Genomic DNA, 23457 nt, shown 5'->3' on the forward strand with positions numbered 1-23457 from the left:
CACACGATAAATTACACTATCTCCTTATTTTCTCCACGATTGCCTGTAGGCTTACCGCTAGAGTGTCACAGGCTATGCAATAACAATAAAATGTGCAAAATGAGGTCCAAATTCTGATGGCGAATTTTTTTATCGATCGCCCCATTTTTGCCTGGGTTCTGGCAATTCTCTTATGCCTGACCGGTACGCTCGCAATTTTGTCGCTTCCCGTTGAGCAATATCCCGAACTTGCCCCGCCAAACGTGCGGATCACAGCAAACTATCCCGGCGCCTCGGCACAGACGCTGGAAAACACCGTCACGCAGGTTATCGAGCAGAATATGACCGGACTCGACAATCTGATGTACATGTCATCCCAGAGCAGCGGCACCGGGCAGGCAAGCGTAATGCTGAGCTTTACCGCCGGTACCGACCCGGACGAAGCCGTCCAGCAGGTGCAGAACCAGCTGCAGTCGGCGATGCGAAAACTGCCGCAGGCCGTACAAAACCAGGGCGTGACGGTGCGCAAAACCGGGGATACCAATATCCTGACCATCGCATTTGTCTCCACCGACGGCAGCATGGATAAACAGGATATCGCCGACTACGTCGCCAGTAATATTCAGGATCCGCTCAGCCGGGTAAACGGCGTCGGCGATATTGACGCCTACGGCTCCCAGTACTCGATGCGCATCTGGCTCGATCCGGCGAAGCTCAACAGCTTTCAGCTGACGGCAAAAGACGTCACCGATGCAATTTCTTCGCAGAACGCGCAGATCGCCGTCGGCCAGCTGGGCGGCACGCCGTCGGTAGATAAACAGGCGCTGAACGCGACGATTAACTCGCAATCGCTGTTACAAACCCCGGAACAGTTTCGCGCTATCACTCTGAGGGTGAATCAGGACGGCTCAGAGGTCACCCTTGGGGACGTCGCCACCGTCGAAATGGGCGCGGAAAAATACGATTATCTCAGCCGCTACAATCGCCAGGCGGCGTCCGGCCTGGGGGTTAAACTGGCGTCCGGCGCGAACGAAATGGCCACCGCCGAACGCGTCATCAGCCGGCTGAACGAACTCTCGCAATACTTCCCGCACGGGCTGGAATATAAAGTCGCTTACGAAACCACCTCTTTTGTCAAAGCGTCGATTACCGACGTGGTGAAAACGCTGCTTGAAGCCATCGCGCTGGTGTTCCTCGTGATGTATCTGTTCCTGCAAAACTTCCGCGCCACGCTGATTCCTACCATCGCCGTTCCGGTAGTGCTGATGGGAACTTTTGCCGTCCTCTACGCCTGCGGCTACAGCATTAACACCTTGACCATGTTCGCGGTAGTGCTGGCGATCGGCCTGCTGGTGGACGATGCCATCGTGGTGGTGGAGAACGTCGAGCGTATCATGAGCGAGGAAGGCCTCTCGCCGCGTGAAGCAACGCGAAAATCGATGGGCCAGATCCAGGGCGCGCTGGTCGGTATTGCCATGGTGCTGTCGGCGGTCTTTGTGCCGATGGCCTTTTTCGGCGGCACTACCGGCGCTATCTATCGCCAGTTCTCAATTACCATTGTTTCAGCGATGGTGCTGTCGGTTCTGGTGGCAATGATCCTGACGCCTGCGCTGTGCGCCACGCTGCTAAAACCCATTCATAAAGGAGAAAGCCACGGACAGCGGGGCTTCTTCGGCTGGTTTAACCGCATGTTTAACCGCAACGCCAGCCGCTACGAATCCGCCGTGGGAAAAATTCTTCATCGCTCGCTGCGCTGGATAATGATTTACGTCCTGCTGCTGGGCGGAATGGTATTTCTGTTCCTGCATCTGCCGACCTCCTTCCTGCCGCTGGAAGACCGCGGGATGTTCACCACCTCGGTACAGTTACCCAGCGGTTCGACCCAGCAGCAAACCCTGAAAGTGGTACAGCAGGCGGAAGACTACTTCCTGAAAAATGAGAAAGAAAACGTCGAATCGGTATTCGCAACCATCGGTTCCGGCCCCGGCGGTAACGGCCAGAACGTTGCGCGCATGTTCGTACGCCTGAAGGACTGGGACCAACGCGATCCCGCAACCGGCTCATCTTTTGCCATCATCGAACGCGCAACCAAAGCGTTCAGCAAAATTAAAGAGGCACGCGTCTTCGCCAGCAGCCCACCGGCTATCAGCGGGCTGGGCAGTTCCGCCGGTTTCGATATGGAACTGCAGGACCACGCGGGCAACGGACACGAAGCGCTAATGTCCGCCCGCGATACCCTGCTTGAGCTGGCCGCCAAAAATAACCAGCTGACCCGCGTACGCCACAATGGCCTCGATGACAGTCCGCAGCTGCAGATCGATATCGATCAGCGTAAAGCGCAGGCGTTGGGCGTCGCCATCAATGATATCAACGATACGCTGCAAACCGCGTGGGGCTCAAGCTACGTCAACGACTTTATGGACCGCGGCCGCGTGAAGAAGGTCTATGTTCAGGCGGCGGCTCCGTATCGCATGTTGCCGGATGATATCAATCAGTGGTACGTGCGTAACAACAGCGGCAAGATGGTGCCCTTCTCCGCCTTCGCCAGCTCGCGCTGGGAGACCGGTTCACCGCGTCTGGAACGCTACAACGGCTACTCAGCGGTAGAAATTGTCGGTGAAGCCGCACCGGGCGTTAGTACCGGTACCGCCATGACGATTATGGAGGATCTGGCCCGACAGTTGCCGAACGGCTTCGGCCTCGAATGGACGGCGATGTCTTATCAGGAGCGCCTCTCCGGAGCCCAGGCCCCGGCGCTGTACGCTATTTCGCTGCTGGTGGTCTTCCTGTGCCTGGCGGCGCTGTATGAAAGCTGGTCGGTACCGTTCTCGGTGATGCTGGTGGTGCCGCTGGGAGTTATCGGCGCGCTGCTGGCGACCTGGATGCGCGGTCTGGAAAACGACGTTTACTTCCAGGTAGGCCTGCTGACGGTGATTGGCCTGTCGGCGAAGAACGCCATTCTTATCGTCGAATTTGCCAATGAGCTTAACCAGAAAGGTGAGGATCTGCTAATCGCCACGCTCTCCGCCTGCCGCCAGCGCCTGAGGCCAATTCTGATGACCTCGCTGGCGTTTATCTTCGGCGTGCTGCCGATGGCTACCAGTACCGGCGCTGGTTCCGGCAGCCAGCACGCCGTCGGTACCGGTGTGATGGGCGGGATGATCTCCGCCACCGTGCTGGCTATCTTCTTCGTGCCGCTGTTCTTCGTACTGGTGCGCCGCCGCTTCCCGCTTAAGGAAAGGCCGCTCTAGCCCGGACATGCCCTGACGATATTTTCGCCGGGGCCAAATAACAGAAAAGGCGACCGGATGTGTCGCCTTTATCATATGGTCGCTTCAACTGCATTAATATTCTGCTCGTGGAATCGCCAGCTTTTATTGCGGAAAATTATTTACGAAGCATACCTTCGATAAAGTCTTTCCAGTTCCCCAGCTCGTGTTCAATCATAATTGCCTCTCTTATTATTATGGGTGATTTTATGCAAATTCATAAATGGTTAAAAGCTTGTTTGCGCTATCGTTATGATTACTATAATGACCTCCTGCGGAATTCTCCCTTTCATTCGTAAGTACTATGAGCTAATTTCGCGCAGTTTAATGTGACCAACAGCAACATTTAGCAACATTTGTTCATCGGCATAAATCGCAGGATCCGGCCAGATACCAGGGGACGCAGGGAGCCAGAGGGCAAAAAACAGGTAAAATGTAACGCCGGGTGTATATAGCTGGGGAAAAAACGATATTTATTAAAGCAATTCACGTATCATTTATTAAAGGCTTATATATTCGGAATATTCTCAGCAATCGTTTAATTCAACGGAAAAGGTTTAATCATGCTCACGATGTACGGGATAAAAAACTGCGACACCATAAAAAAAGCCCGCCGCTGGCTGGAAGCCCATCAGATAGAATATCGCTTTCATGATTATCGTGTCGATGGCCTGGATCGCAATTTAGTCGATACCTTTATTGCTGAACTCGGCTGGGAAGCGCTGCTCAATACTCGGGGAACAACGTGGCGCAAGCTGGACGAAACGGTTCGTGCCGGTATCGATAACGCCGACGCCGCGGCGAAGCTGATGCTGGAAATGCCGGCAATCATCAAACGCCCATTGCTCTGTGCGCCCGGTCAGCCTATGCTGCTGGGTTTCAGTGAATCAAGTTATCAGCAGTTTAACGAGGTGTAGTCTATGTCTTGCCCGGTCATTGAGCTGGCTCAGCAGCTTATTCGCCGCCCTTCCCTCAGCCCCGACGATGCGGGATGCCAGGCGTTGATGATTGAACGTCTGCGTGCGATTGGCTTTACCGTTGAACCGATGGATTTCGGCGATACGCAAAACTTCTGGGCCTGGCGCGGGCGCGGGGAAACGCTGGCCTTCGCCGGCCATACCGACGTTGTTTCGTCAGGCGATGCCGATCGCTGGATCAACCCCCCTTTTGAGCCCACCATTCGCGACGGCATGCTGTTTGGCCGCGGCGCCGCGGATATGAAAGGTTCGCTCGCTGCGATGGTGGTTGCCGCCGAACGATTTGTCGCCCAGTACCCGGACCATAAAGGCCGACTGGCATTCCTCATCACCTCCGATGAAGAAGCCAGCGCCAAAAACGGTACCGTTAAGGTTGTAGAAGCGTTAATGGCCCGCAACGAGCGCCTGGACTACTGCCTGGTCGGCGAACCGTCCAGCACCGAGATCGTCGGCGATGTCGTCAAAAACGGCCGTCGCGGCTCGCTGACCTGCAACCTGACCATTCACGGCGTGCAAGGACACGTTGCCTATCCGCATCTCGCCGATAACCCGGTACACCGCGCCGCGCCGATGCTGGCAGAACTGGTGAATATCGAATGGGATAAAGGCAACGAATTTTTTCCGCCAACCAGCATGCAAATCGCTAACGTGCAGTCCGGGACCGGCAGCAACAACGTCATTCCCGGCGACATGTTCGTCCAGTTCAACTTCCGCTTTAGCACCGAGCTGACCGACGAAATGATCAAAGCTCGCGTTGTGGCGCTGCTGGAAAAATACGAGCTGCGCTACAGCGTTGACTGGTGGCTTTCTGGCCAGCCGTTTCTGACCAGCCGCGGTAAGCTGGTAGATGCGGTGGTTAACGCCATTGAGCACTATAATGAAATAAAACCGCAGCTGCTGACGAACGGCGGCACGTCCGACGGGCGTTTTATCGCGCGTATGGGCGCTCAGGTGGTTGAACTGGGACCAGTGAATGCCACCATTCATAAAATAAACGAGTGTGTTAACGCAGCCGATCTCCAGCTGCTGGCGCGGATGTACCAACGCATCATGGAACAGCTGGTCGCCTGACGGCATCAAAACAGATAAGAGGTAAGCGCATGGATTGGCTATCGAAATACTGGTGGATCCTGGTATTGGTATTTTTGGTGGGCGTAATGATCAACGTGATTAAAGATCTGACCCGCGTTGACCACAAAAAATTTCTTAACAACAAGCCGGATCTGCCGCCGCATCGCGACTTCAACGATAAGTGGGACGATGATGATGACTGGCCGAAGAACGACCAGTCGAAGAAGAAGTAACATCTTACTTCTGTTACGTCTCCGCGGTTTGCGCATCGCTGAGACGGACTACGGGTTTACAGCCCGTCTGCTCTGCGGGTCAAGTAGCCCGGACAGATGCGCAAGCATCGCCTCCGGGAAATTATTCCACTCTGCTCCCTTTTCCCCGGGGGCGGCGCTTGACGCGCCTTGCCCGGGCTACAGGTTCACCGCTGTGTGCGGACAGGTAGCCCGGACAGATGCGCAGCATCGCCTCCGGGAAATTATTCCACCCTGCTCCCTTTTCCCGGGGGCGGCGCTTGACGCGCCTTGCCCGGTCTACGGGTTTACTGCCCGTCTGCGGGTCAAGTAGCCCGGACAGGCGCATCGCGCCGCCTCCGGGTTTTTTATTTACAGCAGTTCAATAATATCGCTGTCTTTCGGCGTACTGCCGCTGAGCGCTTCGTCAAAATAGTGCTTCGGTATGGTAAAGCGCAGATGGTCGAGAGCAAACTGCATGCTGCGATCGTCAATCGCATGCCCCAGATCCTCGACGATATCCAGCGTCACGTCCCCGCCAGCCTGCTGCAGCGCCTCCTGCCCCGCAACCGCCCACGCCAGATCGATAACGCGATCTTCACCGCCGTGGATCAGGTGAATCGTAGTTGCCGTCGTCGCCGTCTCGGGCAGAGTCGCATAGCGGCCGTTAAATGCAATCACCCGCGATGCCAGATCCGGTTCGGCTTTAATGCTCTCCAGCGACATAATCGCCCCCTGCGAGAAACCAATCAGCGCCGTCGCCTGCGGACTAACGCCGCTTTGCTGCTGCCAGTAACGAACCGTCTTAATAAAGGTCGGCATAATCGCATCTACGCGCTGCTGGCGGTTTTCTTCGCTGACGCCCTGTACGGAAAACCACTGGCGTCCCGGAGGCGGGCCGCACGGCTCCGCGCCGCCGATGCTGACAATCAGCGCATCGGGAAACAGCGGCGCAAACCAGCTGCCGATCTGCCCCATGGACACCGGGTTATCGCCGACGCCATGAAACAGCAGCAGCAGTTGCTGTGCGGGTGTCGCTGGGCTTTGAACAATAAAATGGTCGTGTTTCATGGCTGTCTCCTTAGTGTCTGCAAGAAAGTTTACGCCGCAGACGAAATATGACCATGCCATTTAACTGAAGGAGTTAGTTAAAAAAATTGCAGCATTTCGACCTGCCGGCGAAGATTGCTGGCGCGAACCGCATCCAGGCTTGATAACGCCTGAGCCGCCTCTTCGCGCAGCCTGACGAGAAGCGCTTTCCGTCCGGACAGGCCCAGCGTACGGCAAAGTTCTGCCTCACCCTGATGCTTCAGACGAGCGCGCAGCGCCGGAAGCGGCAAATCCACCTGCATAAGCAGGCGATTCAGACTCCCGGCCGCCGTCAGCAGCGGACGATGGGCAAATGCAAAACCCGCGATCTCCAGCCAGTCCTCACCTGTAAGGATAGACCCTTCTTCCTGCGCGGTCAGCGGCGAAGGATCATCTCGCCAGCCGCGCAGCCAGAACTCATCGCGCAAAAGACGCCGGGCCTCTTCGCTTGCCAACTGACGGCCAGCCTCGCTGAGAGGATAAAGCGCCATCGCGGTATAACAGCCGCTGCTGGCTTCCCGATGAGTCCCCAGGCGCACCAGCGTAAAACCGCAGCGCTGCCAGAATCGCCACAGTTCGGGAGTGTAGCCAAAACTGACCGAGAGATAATCCCGATCCAAAGCCCGGCTGGCAGCCCATGTGACCAATCGCTGCCCCAGCCCCTCGCGCTGGCGGGCCGGGTGTACGGCAATACGGCTGATTCGCAGCCCCGTTAACGTTGCCGCCAGCGGACTACCGCCGTGCGCCGCCAGCGACTGCGCCACCAGATTACCGCGCGGGCGACGATAGCCGGCCCAAACTGCCTGGCTAAGCGACGGCTCAAGACCGCCCTCCTCCACCAGCCACAGCGCACCAGCAATTCGCCGCTCGCTGCGGGCGCAGGTGAAATGCTGTCCCGGCGCATCCATCATGCGCCGTAGATCCAGCGGCGAAGTGCGATAGTGCGCGCCGGAGAGCAGCTGATACATCGCTTCCGCTAAAGCAGGCTGCCGCCGCCAGCTCTCCTGGCTGACGCTTTCCAGTACCGCTTCACCAGCTGGCGGGATCTGAAAGGTCTCGTCGTTGAACAGCAGCAGCTGAGCAATGGTCGTCTCCAGCGGGCAGCCGCTGGCCCAGCGGACAGGCGTCGTTAAGGTAAACTGCCGCAAATGCGCAAAACTGGCGCAAAACTTAAGCAAAAAACCGCGTCCGGTACCTTCATATCCCTGTACGGTTGTGGTCAGCAGCGCCCTCGGGAAACGGGCGACAAGCTGGCGCAGCAGCGGGCCAGGGATAGCGGCGGCTTCGTCGACAATCAGCCAGCCTGCCTTACACTCTGACGCCAGTAATGCGTCGGGGGCCATAAAACGAAACCCCTCACCGGCAAAAGCCGCCATCACCTCCGTCGCCCCGCGCGACGGTGCCGTGACGATGGCATCGCCTGCCAGCTGGCGAATCAGCATTCCCGCGAGGGCGGACTTTCCCCGCCCGCGTTCGGCGGTCAGTGCTGCAATACCGGGAGGGAGGTCAGCCAGCTCAGCAAGAACGGCGGCCTGCTCCGCCTGCGGATGGCCATCCGCGTGGTGCCATCGCGCACGCGCGGGATATTCGGGCACCACCCGTTCATGGCCCTGCCGCCAGAGAACAGACGCGGTATCGGCCATTATCTGTTGGCAAAAGCGATCAACAAAATTCGGCGTGGGTATGGGGATGGGAGTGTCGCTCCAGCGCAGAGAATCCGCGTCGGGGCGGGCTGGCCATTGCGCAAAATCGGGAGTGAGCAATATCAGCCAGCTTCCGGCGCGCAGCGTACCGGCCAACGCGGCAAACGCCGCAACGTCAAAACCGTCACGAGCGTCGAAAAAGGCGTGCTGATATTCGCGACCCAGCAGCAATTTAAGAGCCGCAGACGAAACGTACGGCTCAGGCATCGGCTGCGGGCCAACCCACAGACCGTCGCCTGAGAGCGTAGTACGTAACCTATGCGCCTGACGCAGGGTCCAGGCATCATCGCCGCTGAGTACCAGCAGACGACGAATGCCCTCGTGCACCATTTGCGCCGTCAGCTGAAGCAGTTCATCCATGACCGGCAGTATTTACAGCGAGCTGCCGAAGGTATTGCACTGCGCCGGGTCACCGCTATCAAAACCGCGCTTAAACCAGGTGTAGCGCTGCTGCGACGTACCGTGAGTAAAGCTGTCCGGCACCACGCGCCCCTGGCTCTGCTGCTGCAGGCGATCGTCGCCAATCGCCTCCGCGGCGTTCAGCGCTTCCTGCAGATCGCCAGTCTCCATCACGTCCTGTTTCTGCATATTGTAGCCCCAGACGCCGGCAAAGCAGTCCGCCTGTAGCTCCATCTTCACCGACAGGCGGTTCGCTTCCGCCTGTGAAGCATTTTGCTGTAGCTGACGCACTTTCGATTCAATACCCAGCAGTTTTTGCACGTGGTGGCCAACCTCGTGGGCAATAACGTAGCCCTGAGCGAAATCGCCGCCCGCGCCGAGCTTAGTTTTCATTTCATCGTAGAATGAGAGGTCGATATACACCGTGCTGTCCGCAGGGCAGTAAAAAGGCCCCATCACCGACTGCCCGGTGCCGCAGGCGGTGCGCGTTGCGCCGCGATACATCACCAGCTTTGGCTGCGGGTACTGGCGGCCCATATCTTTAAAAATTGCGCCCCAGGTGTCTTCCGTATCCGCCAGAACCACCTTAGTGAATTTCGCGGCTTCTTCATCCTGCGGGCTCAGGGAGCGTTGAGTGGTGGTTTGCTGTTGAGATACCGGCTCACCGGTCAACATACCGGTTAAATCGACGCCGTAATATCCCGCCACCACGATAACAATCAGCAGCACAATGCCGCCTTTGCCGCTGGGGAGACGAAAACCGCCTCCTCCGCCCAGAGGAGAACCGGATTGACCACGACGATCTTCAACATTGTCGCTTTCGCGACGTCCTTGCCAGCGCATAAGCACCTCAATTCATCATATTAACCAATGAATAAGATCGTAGGCGGTTCAGCGAAGGATTACCACAGGAAACAGCAAGAAGAGCGCCAGAAGAAGCTATCTTCTTCTGGCGTCGGGGATTAGTCGAGCTTAACGCCCAGGCGATGAGCAACTTCTTCGTATGCTTCAATCAGGCCGCCGAGGCTCTGACGGAAACGGTCTTTGTCCATTTTATCCATGGTCTTTTTATCCCACAGGCGGCTGCCGTCCGGGGAGAATTCGTCACCCAGCACCACTTCACCTTTAAACAGACCGAACTCCAGCTTGAAGTCCACAAGGATCAGGCCAGCATCGTCGAACAGCTTTTTCAGCACATCGTTAGCTTTGTAGGTCAGCTCCTGCATGCGCGCCAGGTTCTCTTTGCTCACCCAGCCAAAGGTTTCGCAGTAGGATTCGTTGACCATCGGGTCGTGCATGGCGTCGTTTTTCAGGAACAGATCGAACAGCGGCGGGTTCAGCTCAATGCCCTCTTCAATCCCTAAACGTTTCACCAGCGAACCGGCGGCACGGTTACGCACAACGCACTCCACCGGCACCATATCCAGCTTTTTCACCAGACACTCGGTATCGGACAACAGCGCTTCCATCTGGGTCGGGATACCCGCTTCCGCCAGCTTGCTCATAATGAAATGGTTGAACTTGTTGTTCACCATGCCTTTACGATCGAACTGCTCGATGCGAGCGCCGTCCCCTGCTGACGTATCGTTACGGAATTCGAGTATCAACAGATCCGGGTTTTCGGTGCTGTATACCGTCTTCGCCTTACCACGATACAACTCAGCTTGCTTTTGCATCTTTGTCACTCCAGTGATGATTAACGATAAAAATTTGTGCTTTTCTGCCGACGCACACGTTTGCGTCACTATACATTAAAAAGGGCCGGATTGCTCCAGCCCTGTTAATTACTTACTTAATGCAGCCTGGAATACGGCGACCAGGGCATCGTTTTGCGACTGCGTCAGGGTATGGCCTTTCGGGTCGATGAACTGCAGGCTGCTGCGGTTATCGAGATCCCCTACCTGCAGTTTATAATCGCCGGAGGCCAGCTGCGGGTCGCGAGCGCCCAGATCTGTCCAGGCGCTGTCGGATAGCGGTTTGTAGGTCACGGAGAAGCTGCCCTGAGAACGGGAGCTATCGGTTACCTTCATGCCCACTTTTTCCAGCGCGCCCGGCAGGCGCTGCCACACCAGGTTAAACGGCGCGCGAACGACCAGCATCGGCAGCCCGGTATCATCAGCGCCGCTTTGCACGTCAAAGGTCGCCCCGGCATTTTTCTGCGCGGCGTTCTGTGCGCTGGTGGCGTTCAGATCCAGACCTTCGGAAATGACGTTCAGCATGGCAGTACTGTAGCGCTGTAGCGCAACCGGATCGGCAACGGGTTTACCCGCCTGCTCCAGATTTACCAGCTTCACCACCACAGCCTGCTGATAGCCCTGCTGTTTAACTGAGATTTGATAGCGACCGCGGTACTGCTGGTCCTCATCGAGGCGATTCCACTCGACCCAGTCGGTAGTGAGCGTCTGGCTGGCATCGTCGCGTTTAGAAATGGTGTAGTTTTTCGACTGCACGATGCTTGCAACCTGCGCCCACAGAGAACCGCTGCGGCCGTTTTCCACCATCAGCGTCGCGGTATCACCGTTAAACTGCGTGCGTGCTCCGCTGACCAGCGCCAGAGGCTGAGCCGGCGGACGAATATCCAGTGCTTTGCCTACATTACCGGTGCTGGTCGCAACCGGAATATTATAGTCACCCACCTGAACCGGCAGAATCATTCCTGCCGGCGCGTGAAGTTCACTAAGCGGCGTAGCCTGCAAATAGGCCTCGTCGCCGCTAACCTGACGCTTGTAGCGCGAGTCAGAACTACAGGCCGCGAGGAGTAGAACCAGCGAAACACCCGCAACCTTCGCCAGGCGCGACTTCTGTACTGAGTAAGCCATCAAATCTCCCTAAACTTTACAGCAAACCGGCATGCTTCAGCGCTGCGGTAACGACCTTAGTACCGTTTTCGGTAATCGGGGTCATCGGCAAGCGTAGCGTATCGGTCGCCACAAGACCCAACGCCTTACAGGCCCATTTGACCGGGATAGGGTTGGGTTCGACAAATAATTTGGTATGCAATGGCATCAGACGCTGGTTAATCGCACGAGCTTCGGCAAATTGACCTGCTAGCGCCAGTCGGCACATCTCGGCCATTTCACGCGCCGCAACGTTAGTCGTTACGGAAATCACGCCATGACCGCCAAGCTGCATAAAGTCCATTCCGGTCGCGTCATCGCCGCTCAGCAGAATAAAGTCATCTGAAACCAGCTCTTTGATCTGATGAACGCGGCTTAAGTTCCCCGTTGCTTCCTTAATACCGATAATATTTTTGACTTCCGCCAGACGACCGACGGTTTCAGGCAGCATATCGCAACCGGTACGGGACGGTACATTATACAGGATTTGCGGCAGGTCAGTATGTTCTGCAATAGCTTTAAAGTGTTGGAACAAGCCTTCCTGAGTCGGACGGTTGTAATAAGGCGTTACCGTCAGGCAGCCAACCACACCGCTATCGTTGAACCGCTTGGTCAGGCTGATCGCCTCCGCGGTTGAATTTGCACCGGTACCGGCAATGACCGGGATACGCCCGTCGGCCAGTTCCAGCGTCTGCATAACCACGTCACCATGCTCTTCATGGCTCAATGTTGCGGACTCTCCGGTAGTACCTACCGAAACGATCGCCGAGGTTCCGTTGGCGACATGATAATCAATCAGTTTTTTCAGGCTTGACCGGCAAACGTTGCCGTTTTCATCCATCGGCGTGACAAGCGCTACAATACTTCCCGTAAACATGGGCCATCCTCAGAGCATAAGTGGGACAAGATTCTCAATGTTACGTTTGGTGCCGCAATAAAAGCAAGAGACCCGATGCCATCAGGGATGTTGTATGCCGGTTTTTTTTATGCTTTCCTAACGTTACCTCACCTTTTTAAAGGAAGAACAGGTTTGACAGCCTCATTACAACACTATCTGGTTATTACCGCATTGGGTGCTGACCGCCCAGGCATCGTGAATACGATCACTCGTCACGTCAGCAGCTGCGGCTGTAATATCGAAGACAGTCGGCTGGCCATGCTTGGCGATGAGTTTACGTTTATCATGCTGCTTTCCGGCTCGTGGAATGCCATTAACCTGATCGAATCAACTCTGCCGCTGAAAGGCGCCGAGCTGGATCTGCTTATCGTGATGAAGCGAACAACTGCGAGACCCCCTCAGGCGATGCAGAACACCGTCTGGGTTCAGGTTGAGGTGCCGGATTCGCCGCACATTATTGAGCGATTTACTGCTCTGTGCGATACGTGGAAAATGAATATTGCCGAACTGGTTTCCCGCACTCAGCCGGGAGCAAACGACGATTCAGCACAGCTTTTTATCCAAATCACCGCCCACAGCCCGACTACGCAAAATGCATCAAATATCGAACAAGCGTTCAAAGCCCTATGTACAGAACTGAATGCACAAGGCAGTATTAACATCGTTAATTATTCACAGCATGATGAACAGGATGGAGTTTGAGTGATGAACCCACTGAAAGCCGGTGATATTGCACCGAAATTTAGCTTACCGGACCAGGACGGCGAGGAAGTAAATTTGACCGACTTCCAGGGACAGCGTGTTCTGGTTTATTTTTATCCGAAAGCCATGACCCCGGGCTGCACCGTACAGGCGTGCGGTTTACGCGATAATATGGACGACCTGAAAAAAGCAGGCGTTGAAGTACTGGGCATCAGTACGGATAAACCAGAAAAACTCTCCCGTTTCGCCGAAAAAGAGTTGCTGAACTTCACCTTGTTGTCTGATGAAGATCATCAGGTTTGCGAGCAGTTCGGTATCTGGGGTGAAAAAACCTTTATGGGGAAAACCTACGATGGCATTCATCGTATTAGCTTCCTCATCGACGCTAACGGCAAAATCGAACATGTGTTTGATGATTTCAAGACCAGCAATCACCACGATGTGGTGCTGAACTGGCTGAAAGAAAACGCCTGACGCTACAACAAACGCAAGACGCCGGGTCGTTATCAAACCACCCGGCGTCTTTTTCAGGAAATACTCTGCAGCTTTTCGCTAACTCTCTTCCACTGTCATGCCATCCGGCCAGGCATGCACCACCGCTTTGATTAACGTCGCCAGCGGGATGGCGAAGAACACGCCCCAAAACCCCCACAGACCGCCGAAAATGACCACCGACAGAATGATGACCAGCGGGTGCAGATTAACCGCTTCCGAGAACAGTACCGGAACCAGCAGATTGCCATCCAGCCCCTGAACGATCAGGTAAACCGCAAACAGGCTCCAGAACTCGGTTCCCGCGCCAAACTGAAACAGCGCCACGCCAATTACCGGAATGGTGACCACAAAAGCACCGATATAAGGGATTAATACCGAGAACCCCACCAGCACCGCCAGCAGCAGCGAATAGTTGAGGCCAAACAGGATAAAGCCAATCCACGTCGCCACTCCGACAACAACCATCTCCAGCACTTTGCCGCGGATATAGTTGGTAATTTGCTGGTTCATCTCTTTCCACACCTGCCCGGCGAGCCCGCGATTGCGTGGCAGCACCCGACGCACGGCGTTAAGCATCTGCTCTTTGTCTTTCAGCAGGAAGAAAACCATCAGCGGGACCAGCACCAGGTAGACCGCCAGCGTCAGCAGCCCAACCAGCGAGGCCAGTGAATACTTCACTACCGAATCGCCGACGGTTAGCATCCGGCTGCGCATATTCTCCGCCATCGCGTCGATAATTCCGGCATCCATTAAGGCCGGATAACGACGCGGCACCGTCGCGGCAAAATCAGAGAGTTTGTTTAGCATTCCCGGCATATCGCGAATCAGATAAATGCCCTGCTGCCAGGCCACCGGCATCACCACAAACGCCATCAGGAGCAGAATACCGACGAACAGAATCAGAACGACCGAGGTAGCCCAGGTACGTGAAAAGCCGATACGCTCCAGCCTGACGGTAGGCCACTCCAGCAGATAGGCCAAAACAATCGACACCAGCAGAGGTGCCAGCAGGCCGCTGAAGAAAAACATAATGCCGAAACCCGCCAGCAAAATGACCAGCAGCGCTATCGCCTCCGGATCGCTGAACCGTCGACGGTACCACTGCATTAACATCTGAAGCATAAAACCCTTCCCTGAAGAGCAAAGCTGTAATAATCCCAGGAATTGTATCGAAATGTCACAAAAAAGACTTCGCTTTTTATGGTTAAAACCACAAACATTAACCACCGCGTGAATATGATATTTTCAATGACCTCAACGACAGCTAAACTCGCTGAACTTGCGGTCAGGGAACATTACGCCGCACAGTCGGTCAAACTGGCACACCTACATGAAAGGACAGAGGTTATGTTCAGGCAGTTGAAGAAAACGCTGGTGGCGACCGTCATCGCGTCGCTGACGCTGGGTTCAATATTACCTGCTTTTGCCGATACCGCAGACACCCTGCCGGACATGGGCACCTCCGCAGGAAGCACGCTCTCCATCGGTCAGGAAATGCAGATGGGAGATTACTACGTGCGCCAGCTGCGCGGTAGCGCGCCGTTAATCAATGACCCGCTACTGGTGCAATATATTAACGGTTTAGGCATGCGCCTGGTTTCACACGCCAATTCGGTGCGCACCCCGTTCCACTTTTATCTGATTAATAACGATCAAATTAACGCCTTTGCTTTCTTCGGCGGTAACGTCGTACTGCATTCGGCCCTGTTCCGCTACTCGGATAACGAAAGCGAGCTGGCGTCGGTAATAGCGCACGAAATTTCTCACGTCACCCAGCGCCACCTCGCGCGCGCGATGGAAGACCAAAAGCGTAACGCCCCGCTAACCTGGGTCGGTGCGTTGGGCTCAATTTTGCTGGCAATGGCCAGCCCGCAGGCCGGTATGGCCGCGCTGACCGGGACTCTGGCGGGCAGCCAGCAGGGGCTGATCAGCTTTACCCGCCAAAACGAAGAAGAGGCTGACCGCATTGGTATTCAGGTCCTTCAGCGTTCGGGTTTCGATCCGCAGGCAATGCCTGCATTTATGGGTAAGCTGCTGGATGAATCGCGCTACTCGACCCGTCCGCCGGAAATGCTGCTGACCCACCCGCTGCCGGAAAGCCGGCTTTCCGATGCCCGCAACCGCGCGAACCAAATGCGCCCGGTTGTCGTACAATCCTCAGCTGATTTCTACCTGGCGAAAGCCAGAACGCTCGGAATGTATACCTCCGGCGACAATAAGCTGGGTAACGACCTGTTGAGCAGCTGGGAAAAAGGCAATATTCGCGAGCAGCACGCCGCGCAGTATGGCCGGGCTCTGCTGGCGATGGGCAACAACAATTTCGATCTGGCGCGCAAAACGCTACAGCCGCTGCTGAGCGCCGACGCGCAGAACGCCTGGTATCTTGACCTCGCCACCGATATCGATCTGGGGCAAAAGAGAGCTACGGACGCGATTAATCGCCTGAAAAGCGCCCGCGAGCTACGTACTAACCCGGTGCTGCAGTTAAACCTCGCTAACGCCCTGCTGGAAGGCGGGCAGCCGGCGGAAGCGGCGAATATCCTTAATCGCTACACCTTCAATAACAAAGATGACAGCAACGGTTGGGAGCTCCTGGCGCAGGCGGAAGCCAAACTGGGGAATCGCGATCAGGAGCTGGCTGCAAGAGCGGAAGGAATGGCGCTGGTTGGCCGCCTCGATCAGGCCATCACCCTACTCAGCAGCGCTAGTTCACAGGTGAAATTAGGCAGTTTGCAGCAGGCCCGCTACGATGCGCGTATCGATCAGCTGCGCCAGCTGCAAGAACGCTTCAAACCGTACCAGAAAATGTAAGGAGATCTGATGTCCGATACGGTCAAAATCTACCATAATCCCCGCTGCTCCAAAAGCCGCGACACGCTGAGCCTGCTGAAGGCTAACGGCATCGACCCCGAAGTGGTGCTCTATCTGGAGACGCCGCCGGATGCCGCCACGCTGCGCCAGCTGCTGAAAATGTTAGGGATGGCCAGCGCGCGCGAATTAATGCGCCAGAAGGAAGATCTCTATAAGTCTCTGGATCTGGCGAATCCGCAGCTCAGCGAAGATGCCCTCATCCAGGCGATGATCGAGAATCCGAAGCTGATTGAACGGCCTATCGTTGTCAGCCACGGCGAGGCCCGTATCGGCCGCCCGCCGGAGCAGGTTCTGGAAATCGTAAACTAAATGCAGGATCCTCGAGCCGCAGCTTCGCTAAAGCTTGAGGATCTCTTTGACGAAAGGAATAGTCAGCTTGCGCTGAGCGGTAATCGAAGCGCGATCGAGCTGATCGAGCGTCATAAACAGCGAACGCATTTCACGATCTAAACGCTTAAGCAAAAACCGGCAGACGTCCTCCGGCATTTCGAAACCGCGCAGTCTGGCACGCAGCTGAAGCGCCTGAAGCTTATCTTCGTCCGATAGCGGCTGCAGCTTATAGATTTGCCCCCAGTCGAGACGCGACGCCAGATCCGGCAGGCCCAGCTGAAGCTGGCGCGGCGGCCGGTCGCCGGTAATCAGCAGCCGGGTTTTACCTGACTCAAGGATGCGGTTATAGAGGTCGAAGATGGCCATCTCCCACAGTTCATCGCCCGCCACGCATTCAATATTATCGATACACACCAGCGAGAGCTGCTCCATTCCGTCCAGCACTTCAGGAACAAACCACGTTCGTTTGTCCAGAGGAACGTAGCCCACCGCATCGCCGCGCTGGGAGAGTTCCGCACAGGCCGCGTGCAGGAGATGGCTGCGCCCCGCCCCTTCGCGTGACCAGATATAGATGTATCCGCTATGCTCCTGCCGCAGCACGTTCTGAAGGGCAGCAAGAAGAGAAGGGTTATCGCCCGGCCAGAAACTCGCGAAAGTTTCATCATCGGGAAGATACAGTGGCAAAGAGAGCTGTGCCGGTGCGTTCAGATGGACCTCAACATAGGCTTTCAGAAAAACGCGGTGAGTTTAGCACAGAAATACACGAGGAGAGAACCGGGCAGGATCGCCGCCCGGTATAAGGATCAATGTTTTGCTTCTTCGCTGTCCGCCGCGTCGAGGACGACCTCTTCCGGACGCAGGACGCTAATCAGCTTGAAGATCAGGCTCAGGCCGACGCCAACAATGGTCGCCAGCGCCATGCCTTTCAGCTCAGCGGCACCGATATGCACTTTTGCACCGCTCACGCCGATGATCAGGATAACGGAGGTCAGAATCAGGTTCTGCGCCTTGTTATAGTCCACTTTGGATTCAATCAGCACGCGAATACCCGATGCGCCAATCACCCCGTAAAGCAGCAGAGAGACTCCGCCCATTACCGGCAGCGGGATAATCTGGATCGCCGCCGCCAGCTTGCCGACGCAGGAGAGCAGAATCGCAATGATCGCCGCTCCGCCGATAACCCAGGTACTGTAGACGCGGGTAATCGCCATGACGCCAATGTTCTCGCCGTAGGTGGTATTCGGCGTTGAGCCAAAGAAGCCGGAGATCACCGTAGACAGGCCGTTGGCAAACATTGAACGATGCAGACCAGGATCGCGGATCAGATCTTTTTTGACAATGTTGGCCGTTACCACCAGGTGCCCAACGTGCTCGGCAATAACCACCAGCGCGGCAGGCAGAATGGTGAAAATGGCAAACCATTCAAAGCGCGGCGTGTAGAAGGTCGGCAGCGCAAACCAGTGGGCCTCGGCAATTGGAGTCGTATCGACAACGCCCATTACGAAGGAGAGCGCGTAGCCGACCAGAACGCCGATTAAAATCGGGATAATCGCCAGGAAGCCGCGGAACAGTACCGAACCAAAGACCGTCACCGCCAGCGTCACCAGCGAAATAATGATGGTTGTGCTGTCCGGAGATTGTCCGTCAGCGGGCAGCAGGCCGGCCATGTTCGCCGCGACGCCCGCCAGTTCAAGGCCGATAACCGCAACAATCGCGCCCATCGCCGCCGGCGGGAACATCACATCCAGCCAGCCGGTTCCGGCTTTTTTAACAATAAAGGAGACGAGGCAAAACAGCACGCCGCACATAATAAAGCCGCCGAGAGCGACTTCGTATCCCAGCGGCAGCAGAAGCAGCACCGGAGAGATAAACGCAAAGCTCGATCCAAGATAGGCCGGGATTTTGCCTTTGCAGATGAAAAGATATAGCAGCGTACCGATACCGTTAAACAACAGTACCGTGGCCGGGTTGATATGAAACAGAACGGGCACCAGTACCGTTGCGCCAAACATGGCGAACAGATGTTGCAAACTAAGCGGGATTGTCTGTAAAAGCGGCGGTCTTTCACTCACCCCGATAGCACGGCGCGTCATGGCATTTTCCTCTGAGAGTCGTTTGTTGATTACTGTTGCTGTGTTTTATTCAAAAAAAAGCCGACTCTCAAAGTCGGCTTTTTCTAATTCATCATTTATTTCGTACCAAAAATCTTATCGCCGGCATCGCCGAGCCCCGGAATAATGTATCCGTGCTCGTTCAGACCCTGGTCGATTGACGCGGTGTACAGCTCGACGTCCGGATGCGCTTTCTCGAGCGCGGCAATTCCTTCCGGCGCCGCTACCAGAACCAGTACCTTAATGCTGGAGCAGCCCGCTTTTTTCAGCAGATCGATGGTGGCGATCATCGAGCCGCCGGTTGCCAGCATCGGGTCAACCACCAGCGCCATACGTTCATCGATATTGGAAACCAGCTTCTGGAAGTAAGGAACCGGCTCAAGGGTCTCTTCGTTACGATAGATGCCCACCACGCTGATACGCGCGCTTGGCACGTGCTCAAGCACGCCTTCCATCATTCCCAGACCCGCGCGCAGAATCGGCACAACGGTAATTTTCTTGCCTTTAATCTGCTCAACTTCTACCGGGCCATTCCAGCCTTCGATAGTGACTTTTTCAGTCTCCAGATCGGCAGTGGCTTCGTAAGTCAGTAAGCTGCCAACTTCTGAGGCGAGTTCACGGAAGCGTTTGGTGCTGATGTCGTGCTCACGCATCAGGCCCAGCTTGTGTTTGACGAGTGGGTGTTTCACTTCCACGATCTTCATTCTCTTTCTCCTCTGAGGGGCAACCACAAAAAAAATCGCGGGATTATACCGCTTTTTTCCTTGCGCGCCATAGCCGATATGTTTGACCACGATCAACCAAAATGCTTTACGCTGCCTGAGCCAGTATAAGACAAAATAAAAAAACCCCGCGAATGCGGGGCTGGACGGGGCTTAACGCCTATTTACAGCGTTTCACCATTACTGCGGATAACCTGCTGATACCAGGCAAAAGATTTCTTGCGGCTACGCGCCAGCGTGCCGTTACCCTCATTGTCTTTATCCACGTAAATAAATCCGTAGCGTTTTTTCATCTCACCGGTGCCTGCGGAAACCAGATCGATACAGCCCCACGGGGTGTAGCCCATCAGGTCTACGCCATCCTCAACGACCGCTTTTTTCATCTCTGCAATATGGGCGGAGAGATAGTCGATACGGTACTGGTCATCCACCGAACCGTCCGCTTCGCGCACGTCGATGGCGCCGAAGCCGTTTTCCACGATGAACAGCGGCAGCTGATAGTGATCCCAGAACCAGTTTAAAGAGTAGCGCAGCCCGACGGGATCAATCTGCCAGCCCCAGTCAGACTTCTGCACGTACGGGTTGGAGACCAGACTGGTGGTTTCGTCATAATCCAGCAGCGGATTGTCATCCGTTGCTTTCGTGGCGAACGACATGTAGTAGCTAAAGCCGATATAGTCGACGCAGCCCTGAGTCAGCGCAATCCGATCGGCTTCGGTGATATCCAGCGCAAAACCGCGACGCTCGAAGTAGTTCAGCAGGTGCTGCGGATATTTGCCGCGCACGTGCACGTCGGTAAACCAGTAGCGCCGATGCATCGCGTTCATCGCCATCATCATATCGTTGGGCGCGCAGCTCAGCGGGTAAATTGGACACATGGCTATCATGCAGCCAATTTGCAGCGCTGGGTTAATTTCGCGAGCGGCCTTAACCGCCAGCGCGCTGGCCACCAGCTCATAGTGTGCCGCCTGGTACATAACCGGTTCGCGATCTTCGCCCGGCAGATATTTCAGGCCGGAGTTGGTGAACGGCGCAAAATCTTCGTGAAAATTGGCCTGGTTATTGATCTCATTAAAGGTCATCCAGTACTTCACTTTATGCTGGTAGCGGGTAAACACCACCTGCGCAAAGCGGACGAAGAAATCAATCAGCTTACGGTTACGCCAGCCGCCGTACTCGGTCACCAGATGGTACGGCATTTCGAAATGGGAGAGCGTAATCACCGGCTCAATGCCGTGCTTGCGGCACTCATCAAACAGGTCATCATAAAACTGTAGCCCGGCTTCATTAGGTTCTTGCTCATCGCCCAGCGGAAAGATCCGAGTCCAGGCAATGGAGGTACGGAAGCATTTGAAGCCCATTTCAGCAAACAGCTGAACGTCGTCTTTATAGCGATGGTAGAAATCAATCGCCTCGTGGTTAGGGTAATTTTTCCCCGGCAGCACGCCGTCGGTGATTTCACGCGGTACGCCGTGCGCGCCTGCGGTCATCACGTCGGCGACGCTAATCCCTTTCCCGCCCTCTTTCCAGCCGCCTTCCAGCTGATGCGCTGCTACCGCACCGCCCCACAGAAAACCTTCTTTAAATCCAGACATGTTCTCTCCCTATGCGCAGTCGCCGCTATGCGACCGGTATTGCTGATTGAAATGGTAAACGGTGCCCACCAGTCCGGCATCGTTGCCATGGCTGACGGTATCGATATCGTCGGCGATGCCATACCAGGCCAGGTGTTCGCGCAGCAGGGCCAGAAAGCCCGGCCGTTCCGCTATTCCGCCGCCGATTATCACGGCTTAACTCTTCTGGCAGCAAAAAAAAGAAACCGGTTTCATTGGCATGATGATTATTACCAGGTACGCTGGCAAGCATAAGAATGTACCCGGTTTCATTTTCGTGAAGGGTATCAAATTTGCGCACTTAACGGCCGTTTTACCTCGACAGCAAAGCAGGCTCGCAAACGTTTGCTATCCCTGTTAGAATTGCGCCGTTTTTTATTGCTACCGCAAACGCGTGGAGACTTCGCAGTGACCGATAAAACCTCTCTCAGCTATAAAGATGCCGGCGTGGATATTGATGCAGGCAACGCTCTCGTCGACCGTATTAAGGGCGTGGTGAAAAAAACCCGTCGCCCGGAAGTAATGGGTGGACTGGGCGGATTCGGCGCGCTGTGCGCACTGCCGCAGAAATATCGCGAACCGGTACTGGTTTCCGGCACCGACGGCGTCGGCACCAAGCTGCGTCTGGCGATGGATCTGAAGCGTCACGACACTATCGGTATCGACCTGGTCGCCATGTGCGTAAACGACCTCGTCGTTCAGGGCGCTGAGCCGCTGTTTTTCCTTGATTACTATGCGACCGGTAAGCTGGATGTCGATACTGCGGCGAGCGTAATCAGCGGTATCGCCGAAGGCTGTCTGCAGTCGGGCTGCGCGCTGGTTGGCGGCGAGACGGCGGAAATGCCGGGCATGTACCACGGCGAAGATTATGACGTGGCGGGTTTCTGCGTCGGCGTGGTAGAAAAATCAGAAATTATCGACGGCAGCAAAGTAGCCGATGGCGACGTCCTGGTGGCGCTGGCCTCCAGCGGCCCGCACTCTAACGGCTACTCTCTGGTACGCAAAATTATCGAAGTCAGCGGCGTTGACCCGCAAACCACCGATCTCAACGGTAAGCCGCTGGCTGACCACCTTCTGGCGCCGACCCGCATTTATGTGAAATCCGTGCTCGACCTGATTGCCAGCGTCGACGTGCACGCCATCGCCCATCTGACCGGCGGCGGCTTCTGGGAGAACATTCCGCGCGTTCTGCCGGACAACACTCAGGCGGTCATTGATGAATCCTCCTGGCAGTGGCCGGAAGTCTTCAACTGGCTGCAAACCGCCGGTAACGTCAGCAGCCACGAGATGTATCGCACCTTTAACTGCGGCGTTGGCATGGTTATCGCGCTCCCGGCCGAAGCGGCGGATAAAGCGGTTGCTTTCCTCAACGACAAAGGTGAAAGCGCGTGGAAAATCGGTTACATCAAAGCCTCTGATTCCGAACAGCGTGTGGTCATTGAATGAAAAACATCGTGGTGCTGATTTCCGGTAACGGTAGCAACCTGCAGGCGATTATTGATGCCTGCGCCCGGAAGAAAATCAAAGGCACCCTGCGTGCAGTCTTCAGCAATAAGGCCGACGCCTTCGGCCTTGAGCGCGCGCGTGAGGCTAATATTCCGGCTCATGCGCTCGCCGCCAGTCAGTTTACCAATCGTGAAGCCTTCGATCGCCAGCTGATGCACGAGATCGACGCCTACGCGCCGGATCTGGTGGTTCTGGCCGGCTATATGCGTATTCTCAGCCCGGCTTTTGTCGCGCACTACCAGGGGCGTTTGCTGAATATCCATCCTTCCCTGCTGCCAAAATATCCGGGGCTACATACCCATCGCCAGGTGCTGGAAAATGGCGATGACGAGCACGGAACATCGGTGCATTTCGTCACCGACGAACTGGACGGCGGCCCGGTGGTTCTGCAGGCTAAAGTGCCGGTATTCGCTGAAGATACCGAAGACGATATTACCGCTCGCGTTCAGGCTCAGGAACACGATATCTATCCCCTGGCTATCAGCTGGTTTGTCGACGGCCGTCTGCGCTCTCAGGGAAACGAAGCCTGGCTTGATGGAATGAGGCTACCGCCGCAAGGCTACGCCGCCGAAGAGTAACCCATCGCCCTGCGTTTATCCCCGCGGGGCTTTTTTTTGATTAAAATCGTTTAACAATCAAGCATATTGAAGAAATA

At 55.7% G+C, this 23457-nt stretch carries 22 protein-coding genes and 1 pseudogene; 10 read left to right on the plus strand and 13 right to left on the minus strand.

Annotation, left to right across the window (positions count from 1 at the left end):
• Positions 1-116: 116 nt before the first annotated feature.
• Positions 117-3230, plus strand: a complete 3114-nt coding sequence (gene acrD, locus GJ746_RS18280) for a multidrug efflux RND transporter permease AcrD (protein ID WP_154681470.1) — start codon at positions 117-119, stop codon at positions 3228-3230.
• Between the two features lie 136 nt (positions 3231-3366).
• Here acrD and ypfM read toward each other — a convergent pair whose 3' ends face one another.
• Complete coding sequence (ypfM, locus tag GJ746_RS18285) at positions 3367-3426, minus strand: protein YpfM (protein ID WP_100181659.1); 60 nt, start codon at positions 3424-3426, stop codon at positions 3367-3369.
• Positions 3427-3811: 385 nt separating this feature from the next.
• On the opposite strand from ypfM, the gene GJ746_RS18290 reads away from it, so the two are divergent.
• From GJ746_RS18290 to GJ746_RS18300, 3 genes are read left to right on the plus strand one after another with little or no spacing between them, the layout of a single operon-like run.
• On the plus strand, positions 3812-4165 hold the full coding sequence (locus GJ746_RS18290; protein ID WP_154681471.1) for an ArsC family reductase: 354 nt from the start codon (positions 3812-3814) through the stop codon (positions 4163-4165).
• 3 nt (positions 4166-4168) lie between these two features.
• Positions 4169-5296 carry a succinyl-diaminopimelate desuccinylase gene (gene dapE, locus GJ746_RS18295; protein ID WP_154681472.1) on the plus strand — a complete coding sequence of 376 codons (1128 nt, stop codon included), beginning with the start codon at positions 4169-4171 and terminating at the stop codon, positions 5294-5296.
• Positions 5297-5325: 29 nt separating this feature from the next.
• On the plus strand, positions 5326-5529 hold the full coding sequence (locus GJ746_RS18300) for a YpfN family protein (protein ID WP_139536737.1): 204 nt from the start codon (positions 5326-5328) through the stop codon (positions 5527-5529).
• A 369-nt stretch (positions 5530-5898) separates the two neighbouring features.
• On the opposite strand, the gene ypfH is transcribed toward GJ746_RS18300, so the two are convergent.
• The 6 genes from ypfH to dapA all read right to left on the minus strand — a co-directional run bounded on the left by ypfH (position 5899) and on the right by dapA (position 12431).
• Positions 5899-6597, minus strand: coding sequence for an esterase (gene ypfH / locus GJ746_RS18305; protein WP_154681473.1), 699 nt, complete (start codon positions 6595-6597; stop codon positions 5899-5901).
• Positions 6598-6674: 77 nt separating this feature from the next.
• Positions 6675-8678 carry a tRNA(Met) cytidine acetyltransferase TmcA gene (locus GJ746_RS18310; protein WP_154681474.1) on the minus strand — a complete coding sequence of 668 codons (2004 nt, stop codon included), beginning with the start codon at positions 8676-8678 and terminating at the stop codon, positions 6675-6677.
• A 12-nt stretch (positions 8679-8690) separates the two neighbouring features.
• A complete protein-coding gene (locus GJ746_RS18315; protein WP_154681475.1) occupies positions 8691-9560 on the minus strand; it encodes a neutral zinc metallopeptidase in 870 nt (289 codons plus the stop codon).
• 119 nt (positions 9561-9679) lie between these two features.
• Complete coding sequence (purC, locus tag GJ746_RS18320) at positions 9680-10393, minus strand: phosphoribosylaminoimidazolesuccinocarboxamide synthase (RefSeq protein WP_004104417.1); 714 nt, start codon at positions 10391-10393, stop codon at positions 9680-9682.
• 108 nt (positions 10394-10501) lie between these two features.
• Positions 10502-11536, minus strand: a complete 1035-nt coding sequence (gene bamC / locus GJ746_RS18325) for an outer membrane protein assembly factor BamC (protein WP_154681476.1) — start codon at positions 11534-11536, stop codon at positions 10502-10504.
• Positions 11537-11552: 16 nt separating this feature from the next.
• On the minus strand, positions 11553-12431 hold the full coding sequence (gene dapA / locus GJ746_RS18330; RefSeq protein ID WP_154681477.1) for a 4-hydroxy-tetrahydrodipicolinate synthase: 879 nt from the start codon (positions 12429-12431) through the stop codon (positions 11553-11555).
• Between the two features lie 153 nt (positions 12432-12584).
• Between dapA and GJ746_RS18335 the strand changes: the two genes are divergently transcribed.
• A complete protein-coding gene (locus GJ746_RS18335) occupies positions 12585-13154 on the plus strand; it encodes a glycine cleavage system transcriptional repressor (RefSeq protein ID WP_195908753.1) in 570 nt (189 codons plus the stop codon).
• 3 nt (positions 13155-13157) lie between these two features.
• Positions 13158-13628 carry a thioredoxin-dependent thiol peroxidase gene (bcp, locus tag GJ746_RS18340; protein WP_004104423.1) on the plus strand — a complete coding sequence of 157 codons (471 nt, stop codon included), beginning with the start codon at positions 13158-13160 and terminating at the stop codon, positions 13626-13628.
• 78 nt (positions 13629-13706) lie between these two features.
• Here bcp and GJ746_RS18345 read toward each other — a convergent pair whose 3' ends face one another.
• Complete coding sequence (locus tag GJ746_RS18345; protein WP_154681478.1) at positions 13707-14771, minus strand: AI-2E family transporter; 1065 nt, start codon at positions 14769-14771, stop codon at positions 13707-13709.
• A gap of 225 nt (positions 14772-14996) precedes the next feature.
• Between GJ746_RS18345 and bepA the strand changes: the two genes are divergently transcribed.
• Together bepA and arsC are read left to right on the plus strand one after the other, a co-directional pair.
• Positions 14997-16460 (plus strand): beta-barrel assembly-enhancing protease, encoded by a 1464-nt coding sequence (bepA, locus tag GJ746_RS18350; RefSeq protein ID WP_154681479.1) that lies wholly within the window; start codon positions 14997-14999, stop codon positions 16458-16460.
• A gap of 9 nt (positions 16461-16469) precedes the next feature.
• Positions 16470-16829, plus strand: coding sequence for an arsenate reductase (glutaredoxin) (gene arsC / locus GJ746_RS18355; RefSeq protein WP_139536747.1), 360 nt, complete (start codon positions 16470-16472; stop codon positions 16827-16829).
• Positions 16830-16856: 27 nt separating this feature from the next.
• Here arsC and GJ746_RS18360 read toward each other — a convergent pair whose 3' ends face one another.
• The 5 genes and pseudogenes from GJ746_RS18360 to GJ746_RS18380 form a co-directional block, all read right to left on the minus strand.
• Positions 16857-17558 (minus strand): DnaA inactivator Hda, encoded by a 702-nt coding sequence (locus GJ746_RS18360; RefSeq protein WP_227852821.1) that lies wholly within the window; start codon positions 17556-17558, stop codon positions 16857-16859.
• A gap of 95 nt (positions 17559-17653) precedes the next feature.
• Complete coding sequence (gene uraA, locus GJ746_RS18365; protein WP_154681481.1) at positions 17654-18943, minus strand: uracil permease; 1290 nt, start codon at positions 18941-18943, stop codon at positions 17654-17656.
• A 95-nt stretch (positions 18944-19038) separates the two neighbouring features.
• Complete coding sequence (gene upp / locus GJ746_RS18370; RefSeq protein WP_154681482.1) at positions 19039-19665, minus strand: uracil phosphoribosyltransferase; 627 nt, start codon at positions 19663-19665, stop codon at positions 19039-19041.
• Positions 19666-19847: 182 nt separating this feature from the next.
• Complete coding sequence (locus GJ746_RS18375; RefSeq protein WP_154681483.1) at positions 19848-21278, minus strand: 6-phospho-beta-glucosidase; 1431 nt, start codon at positions 21276-21278, stop codon at positions 19848-19850.
• A 9-nt stretch (positions 21279-21287) separates the two neighbouring features.
• Positions 21288-21470, minus strand: a pseudogene (locus GJ746_RS18380) (beta-glucoside kinase); the annotation flags it as partial.
• Positions 21471-21704: 234 nt separating this feature from the next.
• Here GJ746_RS18380 and purM point away from each other — a divergent pair.
• Together purM and purN are read left to right on the plus strand one after the other, a co-directional pair.
• Complete coding sequence (gene purM / locus GJ746_RS18385; RefSeq protein WP_154681484.1) at positions 21705-22742, plus strand: phosphoribosylformylglycinamidine cyclo-ligase; 1038 nt, start codon at positions 21705-21707, stop codon at positions 22740-22742.
• Positions 22739-23380, plus strand: coding sequence for a phosphoribosylglycinamide formyltransferase (gene purN / locus GJ746_RS18390; protein ID WP_154681485.1), 642 nt, complete (start codon positions 22739-22741; stop codon positions 23378-23380). The genes purM and purN overlap by 4 nt, the downstream gene beginning before the upstream one ends.
• The last annotated feature ends 77 nt before the right edge of the window (positions 23381-23457 follow it).

Source organism: Klebsiella oxytoca (assembly GCF_009707385.1).
Taxonomy (GTDB): Bacteria; Pseudomonadota; Gammaproteobacteria; order Enterobacterales; family Enterobacteriaceae; genus Klebsiella; species Klebsiella oxytoca_C.

Excerpts from the sequence above, each read along its gene's own strand:
- acrD (WP_154681470.1), top strand. The coding sequence starts at position 117 with ATGGCGAATTTTTTTATCGATCGCCCCATTTTTGCCTGGGTTCTGGCA.
- GJ746_RS18290 (WP_154681471.1), top strand. The coding sequence starts at position 3,812 with ATGCTCACGATGTACGGGATAAAAAACTGCGACACCATAAAAAAAGCC.
- dapE (WP_154681472.1), top strand. The coding sequence starts at position 4,169 with ATGTCTTGCCCGGTCATTGAGCTGGCTCAGCAGCTTATTCGCCGCCCT.
- GJ746_RS18300 (WP_139536737.1), top strand. The coding sequence starts at position 5,326 with ATGGATTGGCTATCGAAATACTGGTGGATCCTGGTATTGGTATTTTTG.
- ypfH (WP_154681473.1), bottom strand. The coding sequence starts at position 6,597 with ATGAAACACGACCATTTTATTGTTCAAAGCCCAGCGACACCCGCACAG.
- GJ746_RS18310 (WP_154681474.1), bottom strand. The coding sequence starts at position 8,678 with ATGGATGAACTGCTTCAGCTGACGGCGCAAATGGTGCACGAGGGCATT.
- GJ746_RS18315 (WP_154681475.1), bottom strand. The coding sequence starts at position 9,560 with ATGCGCTGGCAAGGACGTCGCGAAAGCGACAATGTTGAAGATCGTCGT.
- purC (WP_004104417.1), bottom strand. The coding sequence starts at position 10,393 with ATGCAAAAGCAAGCTGAGTTGTATCGTGGTAAGGCGAAGACGGTATAC.
- bamC (WP_154681476.1), bottom strand. The coding sequence starts at position 11,536 with ATGGCTTACTCAGTACAGAAGTCGCGCCTGGCGAAGGTTGCGGGTGTT.
- dapA (WP_154681477.1), bottom strand. The coding sequence starts at position 12,431 with ATGTTTACGGGAAGTATTGTAGCGCTTGTCACGCCGATGGATGAAAAC.
- bcp (WP_004104423.1), top strand. The coding sequence starts at position 13,158 with ATGAACCCACTGAAAGCCGGTGATATTGCACCGAAATTTAGCTTACCG.
- GJ746_RS18345 (WP_154681478.1), bottom strand. The coding sequence starts at position 14,771 with ATGCTTCAGATGTTAATGCAGTGGTACCGTCGACGGTTCAGCGATCCG.
- bepA (WP_154681479.1), top strand. The coding sequence starts at position 14,997 with ATGTTCAGGCAGTTGAAGAAAACGCTGGTGGCGACCGTCATCGCGTCG.
- arsC (WP_139536747.1), top strand. The coding sequence starts at position 16,470 with ATGTCCGATACGGTCAAAATCTACCATAATCCCCGCTGCTCCAAAAGC.
- uraA (WP_154681481.1), bottom strand. The coding sequence starts at position 18,943 with ATGACGCGCCGTGCTATCGGGGTGAGTGAAAGACCGCCGCTTTTACAG.
- upp (WP_154681482.1), bottom strand. The coding sequence starts at position 19,665 with ATGAAGATCGTGGAAGTGAAACACCCACTCGTCAAACACAAGCTGGGC.
- GJ746_RS18375 (WP_154681483.1), bottom strand. The coding sequence starts at position 21,278 with ATGTCTGGATTTAAAGAAGGTTTTCTGTGGGGCGGTGCGGTAGCAGCG.
- purN (WP_154681485.1), top strand. The coding sequence starts at position 22,739 with ATGAAAAACATCGTGGTGCTGATTTCCGGTAACGGTAGCAACCTGCAG.